This window comes from Exiguobacterium sp. s181 (assembly GCF_018617125.1).
Classification (GTDB): Bacteria; Bacillota; Bacilli; order Exiguobacteriales; family Exiguobacteriaceae; genus Exiguobacterium; species Exiguobacterium profundum.
In genome coordinates, this window is record NZ_JACSJM010000002.1 from 250,380 (window position 1) to 271,146 (window position 20,767).

The following is a 20,767-nucleotide window of genomic DNA, read 5'->3' on the forward strand; positions in this document are numbered from 1 at the left end:
CCTGCGCTGCAGATCCGAATATCACTTCACTAAATTCTATGACCCACGAACACAAGAACGAGTAGAATCGTGGACACCTTGCGGATGTGAGGTGCTGGACTATATGCAAGAACGTCAGCAAGAAGCAAAAGCCAAGAAGATGCAGAGACATTTGAAGACCTTCAACGAGAACTCGCTTGTGAACGAGAAAATCAAGGACGCCACGTTCAGCAATTTTATTACCACCGATGAAGATTTCCGAGAAGTTGCTCGCTCAGTGCGGAGATATGTGAGTGAGTGGTTACCAGGAAACGTGCTCCTATATGGGTCGTACGGTACCGGGAAAAGCCACTTGGCCATCAGTGCCACGAAATTAGCCATCAACAACGGGCATACCGCGCTCTTCATCAGCGTCCCGAAACTGTTCAGCAAGATCAAGGAGACGTACAACCGAGATTCTACAATCACCGAAGATGGACTAATCGGGCTTATCAATAGCGTAGAGCTACTAGTGCTCGATGACATCGGGGCGGAGAGCGGTCGCGAAGCGTGGTGTCAGGACAAGCTTTTCTTAATCTTAGACGGCCGCCAAGGGAAGCGGACCATCTACACGACAAACCTCGATGCAGAAATGCTGGAAGAGAAAATCGGAGGTCGCAACTATGACAGGATGGTCGACGACTTGAAACGATATTCGATGGTTGGAGCGAGTCATCGTCGTAAAGAGAAATTGGCGTGGTAAAGGAGAGATAGATATGGACCTATTTGAATATACAGTAGACGGCAATTGTTGGGCTTATAAGCCCGTGATTGAAACGGACCCAGAGAAGATTGCAGAGGCAGAGCGTCGATTTGACGAACTGTTGAAGAGACTGGAAGAGGATCGAGTCGCATGACGATGTTGGGAATCATGGCAGCGGCTGCTATCGTGGCAGTCCCTGCCGTTACATTAATCATTATCCTCGTTTGGTCGTATGAACACGTTCAGGAACTTGAGAGATGATTGATTCTGAGACGGAATTCGTGATAGCTGGAATTGTCATCTGTGTTGGATACATTGCTTGGAACATTCATGAAAAATGGAGGATGAAATAATGGATATCCAGGAAAGGGTTAGGCATTTGGAAACAGAGAACGAAATGTTACTCGATGCACTGCAGCTACTGCAACTGAAAGAAAGAGAGTGTGACGTTCTGACAAACGCAATCAATCATATCGAAATGATTGTCAGGAACGCAGAAAGCTCACCCTCACGTGCCATCATGGCCGAACTAGCTACGACTCGCGTGATGTTGCAGGTCTTGGAAGAGAGGTCGGAATGATTCAAATCATCCCTAATAAGAGACTCAAAAACCGAGTCACCTTCATGTATAAGGGTCACCCTGTCGCAAGCGGTATCGATTTTAAGAATGGCTACTACGAAGTCATTCCTCGCGCGACATACTTTCAATCACTAGATCGACTCGTCAAGATGATGACCATTGAACAGATTGAATCGTTATGCGGACGTTCTCTCGTCAAACACCATGAGGAACAAGATTGATGTTCGTCCGGATCTATTACGTCAAAGATGGGCGTCACGAAAAGATAGTAACATGGAAACGGTCGAAAGCAGAGTGTGAGCAGTTCATTCAACAGAAAGGCGGCGAAATGCTGAAGGTGATTAAGTATGAGGGATGAGTGAAATAACTAATCTTAATCAATAAAAGTACAAAATGAAAAGTACATTCCGAATTAGAATGTACTTAAAGCTGTTTTTTAATCAACCCAACCATTACTTCTGTTGCAATCTTTGAAAGAATATCTAAAGAGGCACTAGTGAAAGTCTTAGCAATATTTTTAGTTTCTCGCCATACTTTCTCATCCCGGATGGTATCAAGGAATTGATGACCTTCCCAAGTTATTGAATAAATCATGTAATCAATGCTGTCAAAAGTTCTAAGAGGTTTTGCATCGATGAAATTCGCGTAGATTAATGTTTGAACTGTGTAAATCACATCGTCTTCGGAGTAATCAGTTAGTCGTGGAGAGTCTAATAAATCATTTAGCATCGTTGGTCTTACTGGGGTATTGATTTCTTCTAAAGTCAGAAGAACACTTCGAACACATTCCTGGTTTAACCGCATTGTTTTTTCACCACCTTTCATTTAATCGTACCAAAGTTATTAATTGAAAAAAATAAAAGGAGGGTAAAAAGTTGGCACAATTAAAGTGGATTGAAACGCGTGTCAAAGACGACAAGCGATTACGCAGACAAGTAGATGAATTGCTTCATCGATATTTCAGACTCCCTTTGCTAATCCAACAGGCAGAGGAAACCATCAATGGTGGACCGGAGATAAGTCTTCGGTCCTATCTGACTGTTAACTATGCTGCCAGTGAGTCGATGAATCATCCACATCGTTTAAAAGAACAGCAGCACTATGATCAGATGATTGTTGAAGCTGAACGAGAACTGGTTGTACTTAAAAGTGAATTCGAAAAGATGAAAACTATACGCAATTACTTAGCCGAGGACGAGTTGACCGTTTGGGATTACAAATACAAAAGACGCCGGCGCAAGGATATCCATGTCCGAGATGAGCTGGGGTGGGGGAATGATCGGTACTACAAGGCATTAGATGGACTTCGAGGGCAAATAGCTGATGTGTTTAGGCTCTGGTCATAAAAATAAATAATTGATTAAACTTATATACCACAAAAAAAAGATAAATAAAAGAATTGATAACATTTTTTCCCATGGGAAAATTATAGAAAGGAGATGATAAAAAATGAGCAACATTAAAGAATCAATAATTCCGCGTAACGAATTTTTAAATGAAACATTAGAATTGGCAGATTTACATTTTTCAAGATACTATCTAGGGGATTTAAGAAGGACGTTTGAGGTTTTGAAGCAAGGTTTTGAAGAATTGGTTGAGTTATCTGACGGTACTCTAAAAATCGGAAAAGTGAAGACAAATAGCTTTAGTATTTTCATTAGTAGCGAGGAAGAAAGTAGTTATAATTCTGTTACAATTTATAACTCTTTGGATCAAAGTTTGATCTCAGTAACTTTATCAGTGCGTGATCAGAATGGGGAGGAAGTAAAAGAAAAATATAATGTAGCCCGAAACGAAGTAAGGGATTGTTTAAGTTTAGATCCAACAGGACCGAATAATTTTAAGTTAAATGGTATAGATTTAGATAAAAATTTCTACGTCACAGTGGTAAATGCTTTTCTCGAAAACATTAACCGAAGATTTAGATAAAAAGCAACAAACGATATTTTAAACAAATGCTAGAACCAGGTATAAAACAGTATAAAAACAGGGGAAAGATAGGAATTCTTCAAGCACCAACCTATCATATACTTGAATAAATCGAGATTTGTATTTTTATAAGCTACCGGCGTCGTCGGTGGCTTTTCTTCGTAAATAGTTTATATAAAAGCACGAGTCGATTAAGTGCGAGATATTTTCTTCTTATGGCAAAAAAAGTGAAATGTTAGGCGAAAAGAATAAATCTATAAAAATAATTTAAGGAGTCGATTTTATTTTGGAATTAATAAAAATAATATCTCCAATAATTTATGCATTATCTGGGGCAGTACTAGGATACTCATTTAGAAGGTGGGGTGATTGGAGGAGTTTTGATTTTTCTCAAAAAGAAATTCTTTTAATTAAAGTTTATAATCCAATATTTAAGATATCTGAACAAGCGAAAGTTTCTAAAGATAAAGATGAGATTGGATATACTCATTCAGAATATATGGAAGTTTATACATTACTTTTTAACTACGCGCACCAAGTCCCTAAAAATATAATTGACTCAGCTCAAAACGAATTAGATGAGATAATGAATGGATTCGCTGGAAGGCTTTTAGGCTCTTCCATAGATAAAGGTAGATATTTCGATATTAATGGATACGTGACTCGGGTTGTGATGGAAGAAAGGGAAAGAATAATTAAATCATTAAAGCCAAGAAGATGGTTTTTTTAACTCTCTGGGTGCCTATGGGCACCTTTTTTGTTGTCCTAAAACCGTTTTAGATGGCGAAAAAACTTTCACGTCCTCCTATCGTTTCATCGGGAGTGGTTTTAACGTTACAACTCAAAGGAGGTGGATGGACATCATGAGGAAGTTGAACGACAAACAAAAGCGATTCGCTCGTGAGTACGTCATCGACCTCAATGCGACACGAGCAGCCACTCGAGCTGGTTATAGCGAGAAAACTGCAAAAAGTCAGGGGCAACGCCTGTTGACCAATGTTGACGTTTCAGAATTCATTAAGGAATTGATGGACCAGAAGGACGACGAACTGATTGCGAAACAAGATGAGGTGCTTCGCTATCTCACGAGAGTCATGCGTCGGGAAGAGAAGGAGCACACCGTCGTCACACTGATGACTGAGGAGCACACTTACAAACCGGACGAGAAAGGGACCATGCGAAAGGTCATCAACAAGAAAGAGATTCCGGAAATCATCGAGATTCCATCGAAATTGTCGGACTCGAACAAAGCGGCCGAATTGCTCGGCAAGCGGTACGCCTTGTTCACGGACAAAGTCGACCTCGATGGGAACGTGGGTGTCGTCATCGTGGACGACGTGGTCCTGGATGAATAAACTGCAGCAACAAAAACGGGTCAGCATGAACGAACTCATCACGGACCATTTCAAACGATTTTGGGTCGTGTCCCGCTGCAAGGAACATCTTCGATACGTACTAAAAGGCGGACGCGGTTCCGGAAAGTCGTTCCATATCCCGTTGCGTATTGTCACGGACATCATCGAGTATCCGGTATCTGCTCTTGCTATCCGGAAGGTACAGAACACGGTGGCCAAGTCAGTGTTCGCACAGATCAAGGCCGCGTGTATCGTCATGGGTGTCAGTCATCTCTTTAAGTTCGTTCCGTCTAAACTCGAGATCACATACAAACCTCGGGGTAACAAGATTTATTTCGCCGGAGCGGACGATCCAGAGAAGTTGAAATCCATTAAAGACGCAGAGTTCCCGGTCGCCATCCTTTGGATTGAGGAGCTCGCGGAATTCAAAACAGAGGACGAGGTCACGACAATCGAGAACTCGGTCCTTCGTGCTGAATTGGAAGGGACCATCAGCCCAGAGTCCAAGCGAAAGAACTATTTCGATTTCGACTACTCGTTCTATTACTCATATAACCCACCCAAGCGCAAACAGTCCTGGGTCAACAAAAAATATGAGTCGGCTTTTATTCCGCCCAACACGTTCGTCGACCATTCGACATACCTGGACAACCCTCATCTATCCAAACGGTTCATCGAAGAGGCAGAGAACGTTAAGAAGAAGAATTCGGCCAAATATCGTTGGGAGTATCTCGGCGAGGCCATTGGGTCCGGCGTCGTACCGTTCAATAACCTCACGTTCCGCAAGATCACGAACGAAGAGGTCAGTCAGTTTGACAACATCCGCCAAGGTATCGACTTCGGTTATGCTACGGACCCGCTTGCTTTTGTCCGTTGGCACTATGATAAGACAAGGCGACGCCTCTACCTCATCGACGAGTTGTATGGCGTCAAGCTGTCGAACCGCCAACTGGCTGAATGGGTCATCTCCAAGGGCTATCAGACCCACGAGATTATCGCGGACTCCGCAGAACCGAAATCGATTGCTGACCTCCGCTCACTGGGCTTCTCTCGCATCATCGGGGCCAAGAAAGGGCCGGACAGCGTCGAGTTCGGAGAGAAGTGGCTGGACGACCTGGACGAGATCATCATCGACCCAGAGCGGACACCACAGACGGCCAAAGAGTTCGAGGACATCGACTATCAGACGGACCGAGACGGAAACCCGAAGGCCAAGCTCGAGGACAAGAACAACCACGCAATCGACTCAACCCGCTACGCAATGGAGCGGGACATGAGACCACAAGCCGCAGCGCTAAAAGTAAGGGGGTAAGCACATGCCAGACAATTTTGAGATTGGTGGCGACTTCGTTCCACATCGTTCGGCCCAGGGCTACACGTTCGAGGTTCCGGACTACACGGACGAAATCATCGCGCTCGATCAGGGTGAAGATCGTCGCAAGGTCATCCTGAAACTGATCGAGAAGCACAAGCCACAGCGGGACCGAATGCTCATGAACCATCAACGGTATAAGACCGATGCGAGCGGTGTTCCCGTCTTCCATCGGATATTTGAGCGGGATGTCACCATCGACAACCGCATCAACAACGACTATTTCTCCGAGATCGTCGACATCAAGACCGGTTATTTCGCCGGGAAGCCCGCAGCGTATGCATATGACAAGCAGGAGCAGGACTTCGAGCCCGTCTCGCAGCGCATCAAGGACTTCCTAGAAAGGAACCGCATCGCCGACGTGAACATGGAGACCACGAAATATTGTGCAATCAGCGGATATTCCGCTCGCTTGCTCTACATCGACACGGCAGGACGTGAACGGATGATGTACATTCCAGGCCACCAGGCCATCCTGCTCAACGAGGACGGCAACATCATCGAGACGAGATACGGCGTCCGCTATTATGGCCAAGAGGGTCGTTACATCATCCATTTCTATGACGGGTTACGCCGTTACAAGTACCAACAGGACGGAGCAGAGCTGAATCTACTCGAGGACAACATCCATACCTTCAAGCTCTGTCCGCTGTTCGGCTATCCGAACAATGACGAGCTCATGGGTGACCCGGACAAGGTGCTCGGCCTCATCGATGCCATCGACCGCACCATCTCGGACGTCAACAGCGAGATAGAGGCGTTCCGTTTGGCGTATCTGTTGTTCCTCGGTGCACAGGTGGACCAGACAGCCGTCGATGAAATGCGGAAGACGGGCGCAATCAGTATTCCAGGGATGGGCGGCGAACGAATTGACGCTCGATTCCTCGAGAAGAACCTCAACGACGGAGCAATCGAGAACCACCTCAACCGAATCCATGACAACATCTATCGTTTCAGCGGGACTCCGGACCTTGCTGACGAGGCGTTCAGCGGCAACCAGAGCGGAGAGTCGCTCAAGTTCAAATTGTTCGGACTCGAGACGAAATCCGCTCGCTTCGAGCAGAAGTTCAAGGCAGCAGACACTCGGATGTTCGAGATCATGTCGACCAAGTGGGCAATCGAGAGTCTCGTCGTCAATCCGTACAAGGTATTCGCAGAGTTCAAGCGGAACTTCCCGCAGAACCTTCTCAATGAGGCGGACATTCAACAGAAGCTCAAGGGACTTGTGTCGGAACAGACGCGGCTCTCGCTCGCTTCTTTCGTGGATGACGTGGAGTATGAGCTCGAACTCATGGAGCAAGAGGCGAACGGCATCGAGCCGCTCGACCTGGAAAGCGACGCCGAAATCATAGAGGGTGAGACCAATGCCGTCATTTAATGACAAACAAAAGGCACTGGAAAAGGTACAGACTCGTCGTCAGCGCGTCTTCGAACGTGAGACAAGGCGAATGTACCAGGACATCATCAAGAGCGTTCTGGGCGAAGTATCGACGATATATGCACGTCTCGAGAAGGACGAGCTCACCTATGAGGACATGGCCAAATTCAACCGCCTGGACTCGCTCATCAAACGGATCGAGGCACAATTGAAGCTGCTTACGCAGCGGAGACGGAATTCGCTGCTGAAATATCTTTCCGACGCGTTCCGCTATTCTTACGAGTTCATGGCCTTCTCCATCGAGACGGCAGCCTTGTCGTATCTGAATTACACGAGCGTGACCACGGAACAAATACTTGCTGCAGTCAACAATCCAGTGAAGGGACTGACGCTGAATGAGACGTTGGAAAAGAATCGTCGTGAAATCATTGCCACAATCCGGACCTCCGTGACACAATCACTCGTTCGAGGGTCCAGTTATTCGAAGATGGCCAAGGAACTCAAGACCGTGTTCGACGGCGACTACAAGAAGGCGATCCGTGTCTCTCGGACGGAAGTCCACCGGGTCGTCGAACAAGGAAAATCAGATGCGGTCGAACGGGCAACTCGCCAGGGAATCGTGATGATGAAGAGATGGAACTCGTCCCGTGACAGCCGAGTCCGGAAGACGAGCAAGGCCAACCATCGCAAGATGGACGGTCAGATGGTCCAGGCGGACGAAATGTTCGAACTGGGAAGAGGGGTCAAAGCGAAAACGCCGGGTCAATCCGGTGTCGCCGCTCACGATATAAATTGCCGCTGTTTCGCGACCTACACGGTCGAACGTGTCGACAAGAAGGCCCACGCCGAGCATGCTGACATGACCTACGAGCAATGGCGCAAGGAACGACTGAAAGCAGTTTAACAAATCACAAGCGGCTCGATTGACGTGATACGAGGTGGAAACGCATGTCGGCTCCTAATCGGCTCGGTGATTGATACGCATCAAGGGAGACATCAACATGTTAAAACCATTCGAGACAGTAAGACCAACAACGAAATACCCGCTCACACTCGACATTCAATTCTTTGCTAAAGGCGGAGGAGAGGGTGGCGGTGCTGGTTCACAAGGCAGTGAAGGCGGAAGCGCAGGAGAAGGCGCACAGAGCGGCCAAGGCGCAACGGACCCGATTTTCACACCGGAGCAACAGGCACAGATTGATGCAATGCTTAAATCCGCTCAAGACCAAGTCCGGAATGAGTGGGGCAAAAAAACGAAAGACCTTCAGACGACGATCGATCAGCTGAAGAACCAAGGCAAGTCTAAGGAACAACTCGCTCAAGAGGCCGAGGACAAACTCATCCAAGGGCAACGTGAATTGTTGGCACAGAAAAACAAATTTCACGCTGTCCAACAGTTGGCCAAGGAAGGACTTGATTCGGAATTACTCGACCTAGTCATCGTAAACGAGGGCGACGACGAAGAAGCCCGCAACGCAGCAACAGACGCACGAATCAAAATGGTCAGCGACATCATCAATACTCTCGTCACCAAGAAGGTCGAAGAGAAAATCAAAGGCGCCGGATATAACCCGGGGAGCGGGCACAATGGCGGCTCAAATGGCTCTGGCTTTAAATCAATGGCGGACGAGATTCGCAAGCATCAGATCAAAAAATAATCGAAAGAAGGTAACTTAAATGCCAACATTCAACCCAGATAACGTATTACTAATGAACGCCCGTGACGGGATGATTCCGACACAATTTGCGTCAGAAATGGTCGGTGAAGTCGTTCGGAATTCTGCTGTCATGCAGCTCGCACAACTTGAGGATATGACCGCTCCAAAGAAAGTCATCACATACCTCGCGGAAGGTCCTGGGGCTTACTGGGTTAACGAGGCCGAGCGCATTCAAACGTCGAAAGCCACATGGCTCAAGGCGGAGATGGAAGCGAAAAAACTCGCCGTCATCATCCCTGTATCAAAAGAGTTTCTCCGCTACACGGTCACAGACTTCTTCCAGATGATCCGTCCGAAGATTGCCGAGGCATTCTACACGAAGTTCGACCAAGCCGCATTGTTCGGCACAAACTCACCATACGCAGCTGGTCAAAACATTTTGGCAGCCGCAACAACAGCAGGAAACGCCGTTGCATTGGATGACGCCGAAGCACTCTACGGACAATTGAACGGCCTTCTCGGTTTGGTCGAGGACAATGAGATTGATCCAGACGGAATCGCGACGGTCCGCTCCATGAAACAAAAATTCCGTGGTGAACTTGACTCGACTGGCCGTCCGATTTACGTGAAAGGCGACGGAAGTGCACCAGACGACATACTCGGATTGCCGCTCGCTTACGTCAACGGCAAGTCGTTCGATAAGACGAAAGCCGTGGCGTTCACAGGTGATTGGGATTACGCTCGATTCGGCGTCCTCCAAGACTTCGAGTACGAGGTATCGACTGATGCGACACTCACAACAATCGCTGACGAGACTGGTGAACCGATCAGCTTGTTCGAACGCGACATGTTCGCACTCCGTGTCACTGCACACTTCGCATTCATGGTCTTGAAAGACGAGGCGTTCGCGGCATTGACTCCGGACGTGACACCATAAGGAGGTTTTGAATCATGGCTGAAAAGTTAGTGATTATCAAAAAAGAAGGCAAGAAGGCGCTTGAAGTAACCGAGCGCCTTTATCATGTTTACTACAAAGGATTGGGCTACAAGTCAGTCGAATCCGAGGAATCTGAACCGGTTGACAATAACAACCAGGAACCAGACGGAACCGATGGCGGCCAAGATAACGGCGAAGGTCCGGACGTCGATACTGATGGCTTTGACAACGTTTTGGAAGAAGGAGAAGCCGAGGACCTTCCGCATTACAACGACATCACCAAGGCCGAAATCATCGAGCAGTTGAAGCAAGGAAACATCGAGCACAATCCACGCGATTCGAAAGAGGTACTCTACGCATTGTTAAAGGGTGAGTGACATGACGCTCGATGAATTAAAGGTGTTACTCGGCATCCCGGCTGAAGACACGAGCCGAGACATTGAACTGGCACTGATGTTGGAATCCGGGCTCGTCGCTGCTCAAGAGTATTGCGACAAGCTTGATTTTCTGACGTTGGTCGAACCGGTCAGCGGATTACTCGTGCTCCCCGCTGCCGTGAAACTCGGAATCTATGAATGGGTGAAAGCGAGCCGGACCGTCAGCCGACGCCAGGGTGTGACCGCCGAATCAATCGGAGGGCTTTCGCAGTCGTTCAGTGGCGATGCCACTGCCGTCTATTCGTCCGCTCATACACACTGGGCACCTTACCATTCAGCGGTCCGTTTCTTCCCCGTGGGGCGTCGTTATGGGCGTTAAAATCCGGCGGCGTAACCCAGACCTGTTGAAAGACATCATCAAGCATGCTCGAGCAATCGACGGCAAGACGATGCGTGTCGGCGTCATGGAGGACGGAGAGCTCGGCATGATCGCGCACGTCCATGAATATGGCTGCGACATCCAGGTGACCGACAAGATGCGGGGCTATCTCCACTCCATCGGCATCCATCTCAAGAAAGAGACGACCGTTATCCGGATCCCGGAGCGGTCTTTCATTCGTGCCGGTTTCAACGAGCACGAAGCGGGATGGCGCAAGAAGGCGGACGAGATGATCAAGGAGGCGGTCACTGGAAACATTCCGGTCGATGCGATGTTCGACATGCTCGGCCTCGAATTGGCCGGGAAAATCCAGGAGTTCGCAAGTGACCTCAAGAGTCCGCCGAACAGTTCGGCGACGGTCAAGTTGAAAGGTTCGAGTAATCCGCTCGTCGATACCGGCCGCATGATCGGAGCCATCAAACACGAGGTGGATTGACATGATTTTTGATTTTGTGAGTCTCATAGAAAGATATGAGGTCGGCGTCCCTTACACGGTTGAGGCGGCGGGCTATCGTGACCCGGCAACAGGGAGATGGGTGGAAGGCACTCCGTCCACCACGATCGAGCGCATGGCCGTCCTCCCGGCGGACAAACAAGCCGTCTATGAGAGTGGCGGGCGCATCACCTCGGCCAACCGCATCATCTATCGGCGAGGGACTCCGCTCGATGCCCGTGGCAGTATTCAATTCGAAGGTGCCAGATGGACCATCGAGGTATACGGAGACTACACCACGTATTCGAATTTCTATCGGTATGTGGCGACGAGGGAGGCGAAGGCGTGAAAACCTATGATTCTATCATCCAAGGATTCTATGCGCCGTTACGGGACTATCTGGAGCATGAGGTCGTTCCCCAGAACGAGACCGCTCCCCGTCCGGTACTCCCGTTCTGCTCATACAACATCCTCAATCCCCGGCTCGTCAAAAACGGACCGGAGAGCGGGCATATCGTGACGGTCGTCGAGGGAGAAGTGACCAAGGAGCGGAAGGTGACCGATGTCGAAGTCGTGTTCTCCTTCAACTTCTATGGAAAATCGGACACTGAGGCGATGGCACTCGCCGCGCTTGGTGAGGAGTTCTTCGATTTTGTCGGAGAATCCGAATTGGCTGCACGACAACTCGTGATCGTCGAGGTCACGAACATCCAAGACCGGACGCTCTACCTGGGGGATGCATACGAACACCGAATCGGGTTCGATGTGCGGTTCCGGATGAGCGAGATGAAAGAGCGTGTCATCACCACGATTGACACGGTCGAAACGGAACAAATTTAACGAGGAGGGCAACACATGGGTCTCATTAAAGACGTGAATGTCAACATTGACGTGTTGAAACCGACAGGCGCGGTCACATCGACCAACGTCCTATTGGTCGTTGAGAAAACAGGCGGATTCGCCTACAAGGAATATGCAGGGGATGACGCGCTTGACTTGGTCAAGGTGGACTTTGCAGAAACGACGGATGCCTACAAGATGGCACAAGCCGTCCTCACACAGGACAACCGTCCGGAGAAGGTGGCCATCGTCGGCTATGATGTGACGGGAACAACGGCAGAGGACGTCATCGAGGCGAACTTCAACCGTGATTTCTACTATGTCGTGCTCGATTCGGGAGATACAGCAGACCAAATCCCTGTGGTCCAATTGTTGGACTTGAAAGAGAAGAAGGTCGCGGTTCTCCGCTCGAACGACATCGCAGACGTCACCGCACTCAATGCGGCCGACATCGAACGTTACTATGTTCTTTACACGCCAGAGGTGGACGAGTTCATCGATGCCGCTTTCGTCGGTGAATTTGCCGCTGACCCGGCAGGAAGTGCCACAGCGAAGTTCAAACAGCTCAAGGGCATCACACCTGTCGACATCACTCTTGCCGATTTCACAACGCTTGAGGCTGGCAATGGCTCGACCTTTGTCGTGAAGTTCGGAGAGCCACAGACGACAGGCTCGTTGCTCGGAGGTGGTGAGCATCTTGATGTCGTGGCTGGGAATGACTGGGTCATTGCGACCCTTGAAGAGCGAGTCCAAGCACTCTATCTCAAGAACCGCAAGATCAACTACATTCAAGGGGGTGCAAACCTCATCGGGTCAGAGGTCGAGGCGACTATGAAACTCGCGATCGATCGTGACATCATCGCAGAGGATGCAGAAGGAAACGGATTGTTCTCGGTGGTCATCCCAGACGTTCAAGCCATGACCGAGGCAGACCGTGCATCTCGTAAGCTCAAGGGCGTGAAGTTCTCGTATCGCCTCGCAGGCGCCATCGAGGAAGTCGACATCAAAGGACAAGTATCATTCTAAGGGAGGGTTTAACTTATGGGCGAATACGCATCTTACAACGCAAAAGACTCGTCAGCAATCGCTGATGGGGTGTACCTCACAGGTTTCGGTGAGGACAAATTGGAGTTCGAGCCGAACGAGGATTCGTTCGAGTACGAAACAGGAGCGGACGGAGACGTCATCGTCTCTGAATCGAATGACCGCACGGCGACGATCACGGTGGCGCTCCAAGCGACCTCCCCGTCGAACAGACATCTCATGAATCTTCATAACAGCAAAAAGACGTTCCCGTTCTTCGTCATCTCGAAGCGTGGTGGACTCGTCGAGAAAGCGGGCGGTGCTCGTGCACGTGTCCTCAAGGCGCCAACGGGTACGCTCGGGAAGACTGCCGAAGATCGAGAATATGAGATCATCGTTTTCGATTACGAGAACAAGTACGAATAATCAAGGGGCGGGAAACCGTCCCTTTTTCTTTTGACAACAATCAAACCAACGGAGGTTTTCAAACATGGCCAAAGCATTCGAACAACGAACAGAAGAAATCAACGGTACGACTTATGTATTCCAATTCCCGGGCATCCGTGCAGCAAACGAAATGTCTGACCGCTGTAAGAACCAACACGGGGTCGTGATGCAGACGAAGATGACGGAAGAATTCTTCAAGCACGTCATCGTGGAACCGAAAGTGAACTGGGACTATTTCGAAGAGAAAGCAGAAGATTTCGCTGAAGTGATCAAGGTCGCGAACGAGGTCTTTCAAGGTCCATTCCAGGGAAAGTAAGGGCTATTATCGAGAGAAAGCGCAGCGGGATCAACTCCTCTACCGCCCGTTACTCGCAGAAAACTGCTCGGCAACGTACACGGAGCTCTCGCAAATGAGCATGGACGAACTTAGCACATTGAACGCCGCTCTCGACATCTATCAAGAGGAAGTCGAGAAGGCTCGCAACAAGAAGTAGAAAAGAGGTGAATATATGTCTGGTCGGGACACTGAAATTCAAGTGGACTTTAACGTCAGTGGCGTCGAACAGGTCGAACGTGGTGACAAGGCGCTCGACAAATTGGATGAGACGGCGAAGAAGGCTGATGGTGGCATAACAGGTCTCGGTGAACGAATGACCGCCTTCGGTGGCCAGATGCAAGCAACGGGTGCGAACATCACAGCGGCAGGAACGGCGATGGCCACGACTTTCGGGGCAGGCGCTTTGGCAATGGGTGCCGCACTCGGTAGCTCGGTCAGTGTGGCCATGGATTTCGAATCCCAACTGTCGAGGGTCGGGGCGATCGCAGACGCAACCGCTCCCCAGATGGATGCACTTCGAAGTTCCGCGCTCGATCTCGGGGCGAGCACATCCAAATCCGCATCAGAGGTCGCGCTCGCTCAAGAAAACCTAGCGGCGTTAGGCTTCACGGTCGATGACATCATCGGGGCAATGCCCGGTGTCATCAGTGCGGCCGAGGCATCCGGTGCCGACATGGCACAGACGGCTGACATCATGGCGTCCGCCATCAACATCTTCGGGCTAGAGGCATCCGAGGCGACACGAGTCGCGGACATCTTGGCTCAAACAGCGAACGTTTCTGCCGCTGACATCAATGACATGGGCTATGCGCTCAAATATGCCGGTCCGGTAGCATCTCAACTCGGTGTATCGATGGAAGAGTTATCCGCCTCCATCGGGATCATGACCAATGCAGGTCTTGACGGCTCGAGCGCCGGTACCGCTCTCCGTGCCGGTTTGCTCTCACTGTTGAATCCTTCAGAAGAAAATTCGAAGATGATGAGCGCCATGGGAATCGAGATGACGGACGCAAACGGCAAGTTCATCGGACTCTCTGGAGTCGTCGAGAACTTGAGCTCGTCAATGGAAGGGATGACCGATGCACAGAAGACCGCGACCCTTGCCAGTCTGGTCGGAACCGAGGCATCTTCCGGATTCCTTTCCTTGATGTCGGCAGGTCCGGCAGAGATTGACAAGTTCACGAAGTCACTAGAAGGCAGTGCAGGCGCATCCGGCACCGCTGCCACTCGGATGATGGATAACCTCAAGGGTTCCGTCGAAGAGATGAGCGGGGCATTCGAGAGCGCCCAGATTGCAATCGGTTCCGCCCTTTCCCCGGCACTCCGAGGATTGGCAGACACCGCAACGGGAGTCATCAACAAGTTCAACTCACTATCCCCGGCTACACAAAAGATGATTGCGTTCGGTGCGGCAGGAGCGGTGGCATTCATGGCACTCGTTGCAGTCCTTGGGATTTTCCTCGTCGTGATCGGGAACGTGGTCATGGCAGTCGGGGCAATCTCGACCGTCCTCGGTGGTCTCATCACGACCTACGGCTCACTCGGTGCGGCCGCAAGTGCCATACTCGGACCCATAGGGCTCGTCATCGGGGTGCTCGTGGCACTCGGTGCGACGTTCTATCTCCTATGGACCCGCTCGGAGACATTCCGAAACGGGGTCATCACGCTCTGGGAATCGCTCAAGTCACAGTTCATGACGGCGCTAAACACGGTCGTGTCAAGCTTTCAAGCGTTGGGTGCCCAGCTCCTTGCTTGGTGGCAGACAAACGGCACGATGATTATGGCGGCGGTTCAAAATGTCGTCAATTACACCGTCCTTGTGTTTCAAACTTGGTTGCCTGTCTTCCAAGGAATCTGGGCTGTTGCATCAGCAATCGTCTCGACGGCGTGGTCCATCATCACCGCGCTCATTTCGGGAGCGATTTCCGTGATCACTGGCATCATCACGTTCTTTGCCGCCGTATTCACCGGGAATTGGTCAGCGGCGTATGATGCGGTCGCTTCAATCGTGTCTGCAGGTGCCACATTCTGGACCACGGTCATCGATTCGGCTATGAATCTAATTTCATCAATCGTCTCGACGGTACTCGACACGGTGTATCAGACGTTCCAAAATATCTGGAACAACATCACCGGTTTCCTCGAAGGTATCGACCTGTACAGCATCGGTTCGGACATCATGAGTGGTCTTTTAAACGGGATTGCGGACATGGGAGAGAGCGTCTTGAAGAAAGCGCAAGACATCGCCTCGAACATCGCAAGCACGGTCGCCGGAGTCCTCGGAGTCAAGTCACCGTCTCGGGTCATGATGGAAATCGGGATGTGGACGAGCGCAGGGATGGCCATCGGGATGGAAGAGGGCGCACCGATGGTCGAGAAGTCTTCGGCAATGGTAGCAGACTCCGCCATCTTCGCACCGCCTACCCGACCGGTATCCAACACGTCATCGACATCGACCTCATCGACGGTGAACCGCCCAGAAATCACAATCAACATCAACGGGGGAGGCAATGCGACGGAAATCGCATCTAACGTGAGAAGTGAACTGGAAGATTGGTTCGCTTCACTCGGCAGTGTCAGCCCACGATCAATCGAGGTGTAAGGTATGGCGAAATTAGGCACGTACCAGATCAAGGTCATCGAAGAGTCTAGTTTCTTCTCGGTCAATGCCACAGAGCATGAGGTCGAGAAGGGCGTGAAGCTAACGGACCATGTCAAGGCAAACAATGCGACATTCAGCATCACCGGAAAGGCGGTCGGCTCATCGCAACATGTGGCCCGGCTTGAGAAGTATTTCATGGAATCGATGGAGAAGGGGCGTGTCTTGACCTATGTCGGGCGCTCCCGCTTCACCAACGTCATCATCCTGTCTTTCAACAAGAGACAGAATTCGAAGATCGCGAACGGGTTCGCGTTCGACATGCAGCTACGTGAAGTCCGGATTGCCCGCTCGTCGGTCAAACGAAATTCACAGACCGCCAAAAAGCAAAACGGCGGTACCGTCCAAAAAACACAATCCAAACAATCGACCAAACGCTATTACACGGTCAAGAAGGGCGATACCCTCTGGGCGATCGCAAAGAAATATTATGGCAAGCCTGATTATGCTCGAATCTACAACGCGAATCGGAACAGCATCAAGAACGTCAATCTGATCTATCCCGGTCAGCGGTTTTTAATTCCCTAGGAGGTGGGCGCATTGGAACAGACTGAACAATATGGATACATCGACATCGACAAGGCGCTCATCCCGTACCGGTTCGACATCACACTCGCCGGAGAGGTCTTCTTCTTCGATGTGAGATATGCCGAGCCGACGGGACTCATCACCGTGGACCTGTATGACTCGGATGAGGAGCCGATTGTTTTCGGTGAACCGCTCGTCTATGGACAGCAGTTGTTCGACGATGTCGTGGATGAACGGCTCCCGCTCAATCAGCTCGTCCCGTTCGACCCTTCCGGAAAGATAGGGAGCATCACGTTCGACAATCTCGGAGACACGGTGTTCCTGTTCGATGTATCTGAACCGATCGTCGATGACGAGGGAAGTGGTGCCCTATGACAACGACATTCGGCCGCACCGCCATCCTTGAAGTCGGGAAACGGGTCGTCATCGACTCGGACGAACTGACCTTGCGTTTCGAGGTCGTGTTCGATGATGACACCGACCCGAACGAATCCGTCATCGAGGTCTTCAACCTGTCGAGCTCCACAATCGCATATTTGAAGCGTAACGAACGGTTGTCCCTCACGGCGGGTTACAAGTCGGACGGGAAGGGCGTCATCCTCACATCCCGTGTATCGTCTGTGAGGACGGTCATGAGTGGTGTCGATAAAATCACACGGATCACCGTCATCGATGGTCCGAGCCTCGATGGAATCGAACTGCCCGAACGGACAGAGGTGATCGGAAAGAAGAAAAAGAAGGTCAAGAAGACGAGGAAAAAGACGTATGCGAAGAACACGAAGGCATCCCAGATTGTCCGCGACCTCGTCCCTTTGCTTGGCGTGGCGGTCGGGAAGATTCGTGTCCCTCGTGACGTGACGTTCTCAAAAGGATATACCGTAGAGGGTAAAGTGCTCGATGAATTGAAGAAGTTGGCCAAAACATGCCGGGCGCAAGTGTTCATCCACAAACAGCGCCTCTATTTCTGTACGGTCACGGAGGTGGCCACATCGACACAGTTCACCTTCTCAAGCGATACCGGGTTGATCGGTTCGCCAGAGTATTATGAGAACGACGAGGAGAGCGGGTACAAGGTCCACGCCTTGCTCCAATTCCGTGTCGGTGTCGGCTCCCTCATCAGCATCGACAGCCGTTCGGTCAAAGGGCGGTTCCGTGTCAAGCGTGGCCGTCATTATTGGAACGGTTCTGATTTCATGACAGAAATCGAGGTGGTCAAGGCATGAGCCGATCAATCCGAGTGCTCGATGATTACATCGAACAGAAACTATATGAATTACGGACGACGACGGTCGGTCGTGTGGAGCGGGTCAACCCGAACGGGACATATGACATTCAACCGCTCATCATGACCATGGAACGGGGTGACGAGGACGGTGAACCGCTGCCACTCTTGATTGAGGTGCCGGCCATCGTCCAAAAGGTCAAGATTGATGGTGTTTCGAAGACCATCGAGCCGGACTATGAGAAGGGTGACAAGGTCGTCATCAGCTTTTGTGAGCGGGACATCGAGAACGCCTTGCAAGGACGCCTGTCACTCCCTCAAGACTTTCGTCGTCACAGCTTGAACGACCCGATTCTGATAGGAGGGTTAGCATGAAAGATTTGAAATTCACGGACAGCGACCTCGTGATACAGGGCAACGATTTCATCATGGTGGACGGTATCGACGAGATCGGTCAATGCATCGAATCGACACTCGGAACTAATCTGGGCGAGTTCGTCCTTGAGCCGGAGCATGGCATCGAATATCTGAACATGCTCGGGAAAGGCGTCACCGAAGAGGACATCCAAGCGGAGGTCTTCGCCGGACTCTCACAAGAGGAACGAATCGAGACGGTCGCGGAAATCGTCGTCACGAGAGATGAGCAGAATCGGAAAGCGAGTGCCCGTTTCACCGCCATCGCCGAATCCGGAGAAACGATTGAGAGTGAGGTGGACTTGAATGTTGGATGAGACAGGGTTCCGTCGAAAGACTTATGACGATCTGTTGCAAGACATGGAAATCAAGGCCCGTGAATCGTTCGGGGCGGACATCAATACGTCCGCTCGAGCGTTCTTGGGTCTTTTATTACGCCTGTTCGCATGGTTCTTGTCCCTGGCATGGATCATCTTGGAGAAGGTGTATTATAGCGGCTATGTATCGACGGCCACGGGCGTTCAGCTCGACCGTCTGGCCAAGTTGGTCGGTATCCGGAGACGAGGGGCGACACCTGCAAGCGGGTCCGTGACCATCATCGGGACAATCGGCAAGGTCATCCCGCTCGGAACGGAACTGACAGGCGAATCGGAAGGCTCGCCGATCTATCAGACCACCGAAGAGGCGACCATCGGCGCAGGCGGGAACATCACCGTCCCTGTCGAGGCGTTGGAATCCGGAACGGCGTTCAACGTGGGGGCGAACGTGCTCACCCAGCTCGTCGAACCGGACACGGAGTTCACGAGCGTGAACAACACACTGACCATCACGAACGGGCAAGACCGGGAAGAAGATTACGAGTTTCGTGTCCGCATCATCGAAGCGGTCGCAGGCGGTGGGACGTCCAACATCCAGAACGACCTTCTGGCGGTCGAGGGTGTCCGAGCCGCGACCATCTTCGAGAACGACCAGAACGAGGAAGTCGGTGGGATGCCACCTCATTCGATTCGGGCTGTCGTGCTCGATGGGGATGACGAGGCAATCGGAACCGCTCTCCTCGGAGCAAAGCCCGCGGGCATCCAGACGTTCGGCACAGAGTCCGTGACGGTCAAGGACATGAGCGGTCGGGACAAGGTCGTGAAGTTTGACCGAGCGGAAGAGGTGGACGTCATACTCCGTCTCACGATCACTCGGAACGACGCGTTCCCGTTCGATGGTGAGGCTCGGGTCAAAACATCGCTCGTCCAATATATCGGTGGCCAAGATGCAGACGGTCGTCTCTATGCAGGTCTAGGCATGGGGGGTGACGTCGTCTTCTCTCGTCTCATCGGGACCGTGTATGCGACTCCCGGTGTCTCTGACGTGATTGTCGAGACATCAACGGACGGCCTCATCTTCACCGAGCCCTCTATCACCATCGATGACTCACAGGTGGCACAGACGAGCCATGACAAGATCGAGGTGACGTTAGAATGACGAACGGCGGGAAAAAGATTGTGGCCATGTTGGCCGACTATTGGAACAAGACGCCCGGCTCGAACATCTCCAAGGTGTTCGAGATTCTGGGCGGTGAGCTTGACACGCTGACGAACACGGCCGAGAAGGTCGAACAGTGGCGTGACATCGACCAAGCGAAAGGGAAACCGCTCGAACAACTGGCGGGGAACATCGACCAACAGCGAGGGGCATCGACGGACGAAATCCTTCGGCTCCTCGTCAAATCGAAAGCGGCAAGGGCTCGTTCGAGAGGGACGATTGACGACATCATCGGCACGATCGCCGTGTCTCTCGATGTTGAACCGTCACTGATCAACATTGAAGAGATGCCGGACGACCCGCTCGAACCGGAACCCGCTGCCATCAAGATGGCCGGGCTCCCGCTCGGTGAATTGTTGGCCACAGGAATCTCACCATCCCAGTTCGGTCGTATCGTGAAACGTGCGGCAGCTCCCGGCGTGAAGGTCGCATCCATCGAGCTCACAGGGACGTTCACGTTTGCGAGCGGGTCCACACCACAGTCGAGCACGCTCGGATTCGCGGATGTAGCAGAGACGACCGGAGGGACGCTGTCCGGGCTATTGATTCCGGACAATGATCAAAACCTACCACTTTAAGAAA

Annotated in this window: 30 protein-coding genes; 29 read left to right on the plus strand and 1 reads right to left on the minus strand. The window is 51.0% G+C overall.

Annotated features, from left to right (window positions below):
• Positions 1 to 103 precede the first annotated feature (103 nt).
• From KNO70_RS07565 to KNO70_RS07580, 4 genes are all read left to right on the plus strand, one after another.
• Positions 104 to 721: an ATP-binding protein gene (locus KNO70_RS07565; RefSeq protein ID WP_214811910.1), complete on the plus strand. Its 618-nt coding sequence runs from the start codon at positions 104 to 106 to the stop codon at positions 719 to 721.
• A gap of 13 nt (positions 722 to 734) precedes the next feature.
• Positions 735 to 875: a hypothetical protein gene (locus KNO70_RS07570; RefSeq protein ID WP_214811913.1), complete on the plus strand. Its 141-nt coding sequence runs from the start codon at positions 735 to 737 to the stop codon at positions 873 to 875.
• A gap of 198 nt (positions 876 to 1,073) precedes the next feature.
• A complete protein-coding gene (locus tag KNO70_RS07575; RefSeq protein WP_214811916.1) occupies positions 1,074 to 1,301 on the plus strand; it encodes a hypothetical protein in 228 nt (75 codons plus the stop codon).
• Positions 1,298 to 1,522, plus strand: coding sequence for a hypothetical protein (locus tag KNO70_RS07580; RefSeq protein ID WP_214811919.1), 225 nt, complete (start codon positions 1,298 to 1,300; stop codon positions 1,520 to 1,522). Before KNO70_RS07575 ends, KNO70_RS07580 begins: the two co-directional genes overlap by 4 nt.
• Before the next feature lie 202 nt (positions 1,523 to 1,724).
• Here KNO70_RS07580 and KNO70_RS07585 read toward each other — a convergent pair whose 3' ends face one another.
• Positions 1,725 to 2,105, minus strand: a complete 381-nt coding sequence (locus KNO70_RS07585) for a DUF2513 domain-containing protein (protein WP_214811922.1) — start codon at positions 2,103 to 2,105, stop codon at positions 1,725 to 1,727.
• A 71-nt stretch (positions 2,106 to 2,176) separates the two neighbouring features.
• Between KNO70_RS07585 and KNO70_RS07590 the strand changes: the two genes are divergently transcribed.
• From KNO70_RS07590 to KNO70_RS07710, 25 genes are all read left to right on the plus strand, one after another.
• The gene (locus KNO70_RS07590; protein WP_214811924.1) at positions 2,177 to 2,647 is read left to right on the plus strand and encodes a hypothetical protein; all 471 of its coding nucleotides are present in this window, start codon (positions 2,177 to 2,179) and stop codon (positions 2,645 to 2,647) included.
• Positions 2,648 to 2,750: 103 nt separating this feature from the next.
• Entirely contained in the window at positions 2,751 to 3,230 is a 480-nt protein-coding gene (locus tag KNO70_RS07595) for a hypothetical protein (protein WP_214811927.1), read from the plus strand.
• A 286-nt stretch (positions 3,231 to 3,516) separates the two neighbouring features.
• Positions 3,517 to 3,960: a hypothetical protein gene (locus tag KNO70_RS07600; protein WP_214811929.1), complete on the plus strand. Its 444-nt coding sequence runs from the start codon at positions 3,517 to 3,519 to the stop codon at positions 3,958 to 3,960.
• Between the two features lie 133 nt (positions 3,961 to 4,093).
• Positions 4,094 to 4,585 (plus strand): terminase small subunit, encoded by a 492-nt coding sequence (locus KNO70_RS07605; RefSeq protein ID WP_214811932.1) that lies wholly within the window; start codon positions 4,094 to 4,096, stop codon positions 4,583 to 4,585.
• Entirely contained in the window at positions 4,578 to 5,897 is a 1,320-nt protein-coding gene (locus tag KNO70_RS07610; RefSeq protein WP_214811935.1) for a PBSX family phage terminase large subunit, read from the plus strand. Before KNO70_RS07605 ends, KNO70_RS07610 begins: the two co-directional genes overlap by 8 nt.
• A gap of 4 nt (positions 5,898 to 5,901) precedes the next feature.
• A complete protein-coding gene (locus KNO70_RS07615; RefSeq protein ID WP_214811949.1) occupies positions 5,902 to 7,335 on the plus strand; it encodes a phage portal protein in 1,434 nt (477 codons plus the stop codon).
• A complete protein-coding gene (locus tag KNO70_RS07620) occupies positions 7,322 to 8,239 on the plus strand; it encodes a phage minor head protein (protein WP_214811952.1) in 918 nt (305 codons plus the stop codon). Before KNO70_RS07615 ends, KNO70_RS07620 begins: the two co-directional genes overlap by 14 nt.
• A 97-nt stretch (positions 8,240 to 8,336) precedes the next feature.
• The gene (locus KNO70_RS07625) at positions 8,337 to 8,993 is read left to right on the plus strand and encodes a capsid assembly scaffolding protein Gp46 family protein (protein WP_214811955.1); all 657 of its coding nucleotides are present in this window, start codon (positions 8,337 to 8,339) and stop codon (positions 8,991 to 8,993) included.
• Positions 8,994 to 9,012: 19 nt separating this feature from the next.
• Positions 9,013 to 9,930, plus strand: a complete 918-nt coding sequence (locus KNO70_RS07630) for a phage major capsid protein (RefSeq protein ID WP_214811958.1) — start codon at positions 9,013 to 9,015, stop codon at positions 9,928 to 9,930.
• 14 nt (positions 9,931 to 9,944) lie between these two features.
• Positions 9,945 to 10,307: a hypothetical protein gene (locus KNO70_RS07635; protein ID WP_214811961.1), complete on the plus strand. Its 363-nt coding sequence runs from the start codon at positions 9,945 to 9,947 to the stop codon at positions 10,305 to 10,307.
• Between the two features lies 1 nt (position 10,308).
• A complete protein-coding gene (locus KNO70_RS07640) occupies positions 10,309 to 10,686 on the plus strand; it encodes a head-tail connector protein (RefSeq protein WP_214811964.1) in 378 nt (125 codons plus the stop codon).
• Positions 10,676 to 11,182: a hypothetical protein gene (locus tag KNO70_RS07645; RefSeq protein WP_214811967.1), complete on the plus strand. Its 507-nt coding sequence runs from the start codon at positions 10,676 to 10,678 to the stop codon at positions 11,180 to 11,182. The genes KNO70_RS07640 and KNO70_RS07645 overlap by 11 nt, the downstream gene beginning before the upstream one ends.
• 1 nt (position 11,183) lies before the next feature.
• On the plus strand, positions 11,184 to 11,528 hold the full coding sequence (locus KNO70_RS07650) for a hypothetical protein (protein WP_214811970.1): 345 nt from the start codon (positions 11,184 to 11,186) through the stop codon (positions 11,526 to 11,528).
• The gene (locus KNO70_RS07655; protein WP_214811972.1) at positions 11,525 to 12,019 is read left to right on the plus strand and encodes a phage neck terminator protein; all 495 of its coding nucleotides are present in this window, start codon (positions 11,525 to 11,527) and stop codon (positions 12,017 to 12,019) included. The genes KNO70_RS07650 and KNO70_RS07655 overlap by 4 nt, the downstream gene beginning before the upstream one ends.
• 15 nt (positions 12,020 to 12,034) lie before the next feature.
• Complete coding sequence (locus KNO70_RS07660; protein ID WP_214811975.1) at positions 12,035 to 13,045, plus strand: DUF3383 family protein; 1,011 nt, start codon at positions 12,035 to 12,037, stop codon at positions 13,043 to 13,045.
• A gap of 15 nt (positions 13,046 to 13,060) precedes the next feature.
• Positions 13,061 to 13,468, plus strand: a complete 408-nt coding sequence (locus tag KNO70_RS07665; protein ID WP_214811978.1) for a phage structural protein — start codon at positions 13,061 to 13,063, stop codon at positions 13,466 to 13,468.
• 64 nt (positions 13,469 to 13,532) lie between these two features.
• Complete coding sequence (locus KNO70_RS07670; RefSeq protein ID WP_214811980.1) at positions 13,533 to 13,805, plus strand: hypothetical protein; 273 nt, start codon at positions 13,533 to 13,535, stop codon at positions 13,803 to 13,805.
• 193 nt (positions 13,806 to 13,998) lie between these two features.
• Complete coding sequence (locus KNO70_RS07675; protein WP_214811983.1) at positions 13,999 to 16,428, plus strand: phage tail tape measure protein; 2,430 nt, start codon at positions 13,999 to 14,001, stop codon at positions 16,426 to 16,428.
• A gap of 3 nt (positions 16,429 to 16,431) precedes the next feature.
• Positions 16,432 to 17,013, plus strand: coding sequence for a LysM peptidoglycan-binding domain-containing protein (locus KNO70_RS07680; RefSeq protein ID WP_214811986.1), 582 nt, complete (start codon positions 16,432 to 16,434; stop codon positions 17,011 to 17,013).
• A 12-nt stretch (positions 17,014 to 17,025) separates the two neighbouring features.
• Complete coding sequence (locus KNO70_RS07685; protein ID WP_214811989.1) at positions 17,026 to 17,388, plus strand: phage baseplate plug family protein; 363 nt, start codon at positions 17,026 to 17,028, stop codon at positions 17,386 to 17,388.
• Positions 17,385 to 18,236, plus strand: a complete 852-nt coding sequence (locus KNO70_RS07690; RefSeq protein ID WP_214811992.1) for a phage protein — start codon at positions 17,385 to 17,387, stop codon at positions 18,234 to 18,236. Before KNO70_RS07685 ends, KNO70_RS07690 begins: the two co-directional genes overlap by 4 nt.
• Positions 18,233 to 18,610: a Gp138 family membrane-puncturing spike protein gene (locus KNO70_RS07695; protein WP_214811995.1), complete on the plus strand. Its 378-nt coding sequence runs from the start codon at positions 18,233 to 18,235 to the stop codon at positions 18,608 to 18,610. Before KNO70_RS07690 ends, KNO70_RS07695 begins: the two co-directional genes overlap by 4 nt.
• Positions 18,607 to 18,966, plus strand: coding sequence for a contractile injection system sheath initiator (locus KNO70_RS07700; protein ID WP_214811998.1), 360 nt, complete (start codon positions 18,607 to 18,609; stop codon positions 18,964 to 18,966). The genes KNO70_RS07695 and KNO70_RS07700 overlap by 4 nt, the downstream gene beginning before the upstream one ends.
• Positions 18,956 to 20,125 (plus strand): baseplate J/gp47 family protein, encoded by a 1,170-nt coding sequence (locus tag KNO70_RS07705; protein ID WP_214812001.1) that lies wholly within the window; start codon positions 18,956 to 18,958, stop codon positions 20,123 to 20,125. Before KNO70_RS07700 ends, KNO70_RS07705 begins: the two co-directional genes overlap by 11 nt.
• Entirely contained in the window at positions 20,122 to 20,763 is a 642-nt protein-coding gene (locus KNO70_RS07710) for a hypothetical protein (RefSeq protein ID WP_214812015.1), read from the plus strand. Before KNO70_RS07705 ends, KNO70_RS07710 begins: the two co-directional genes overlap by 4 nt.
• Positions 20,764 to 20,767 lie beyond the last annotated feature (4 nt).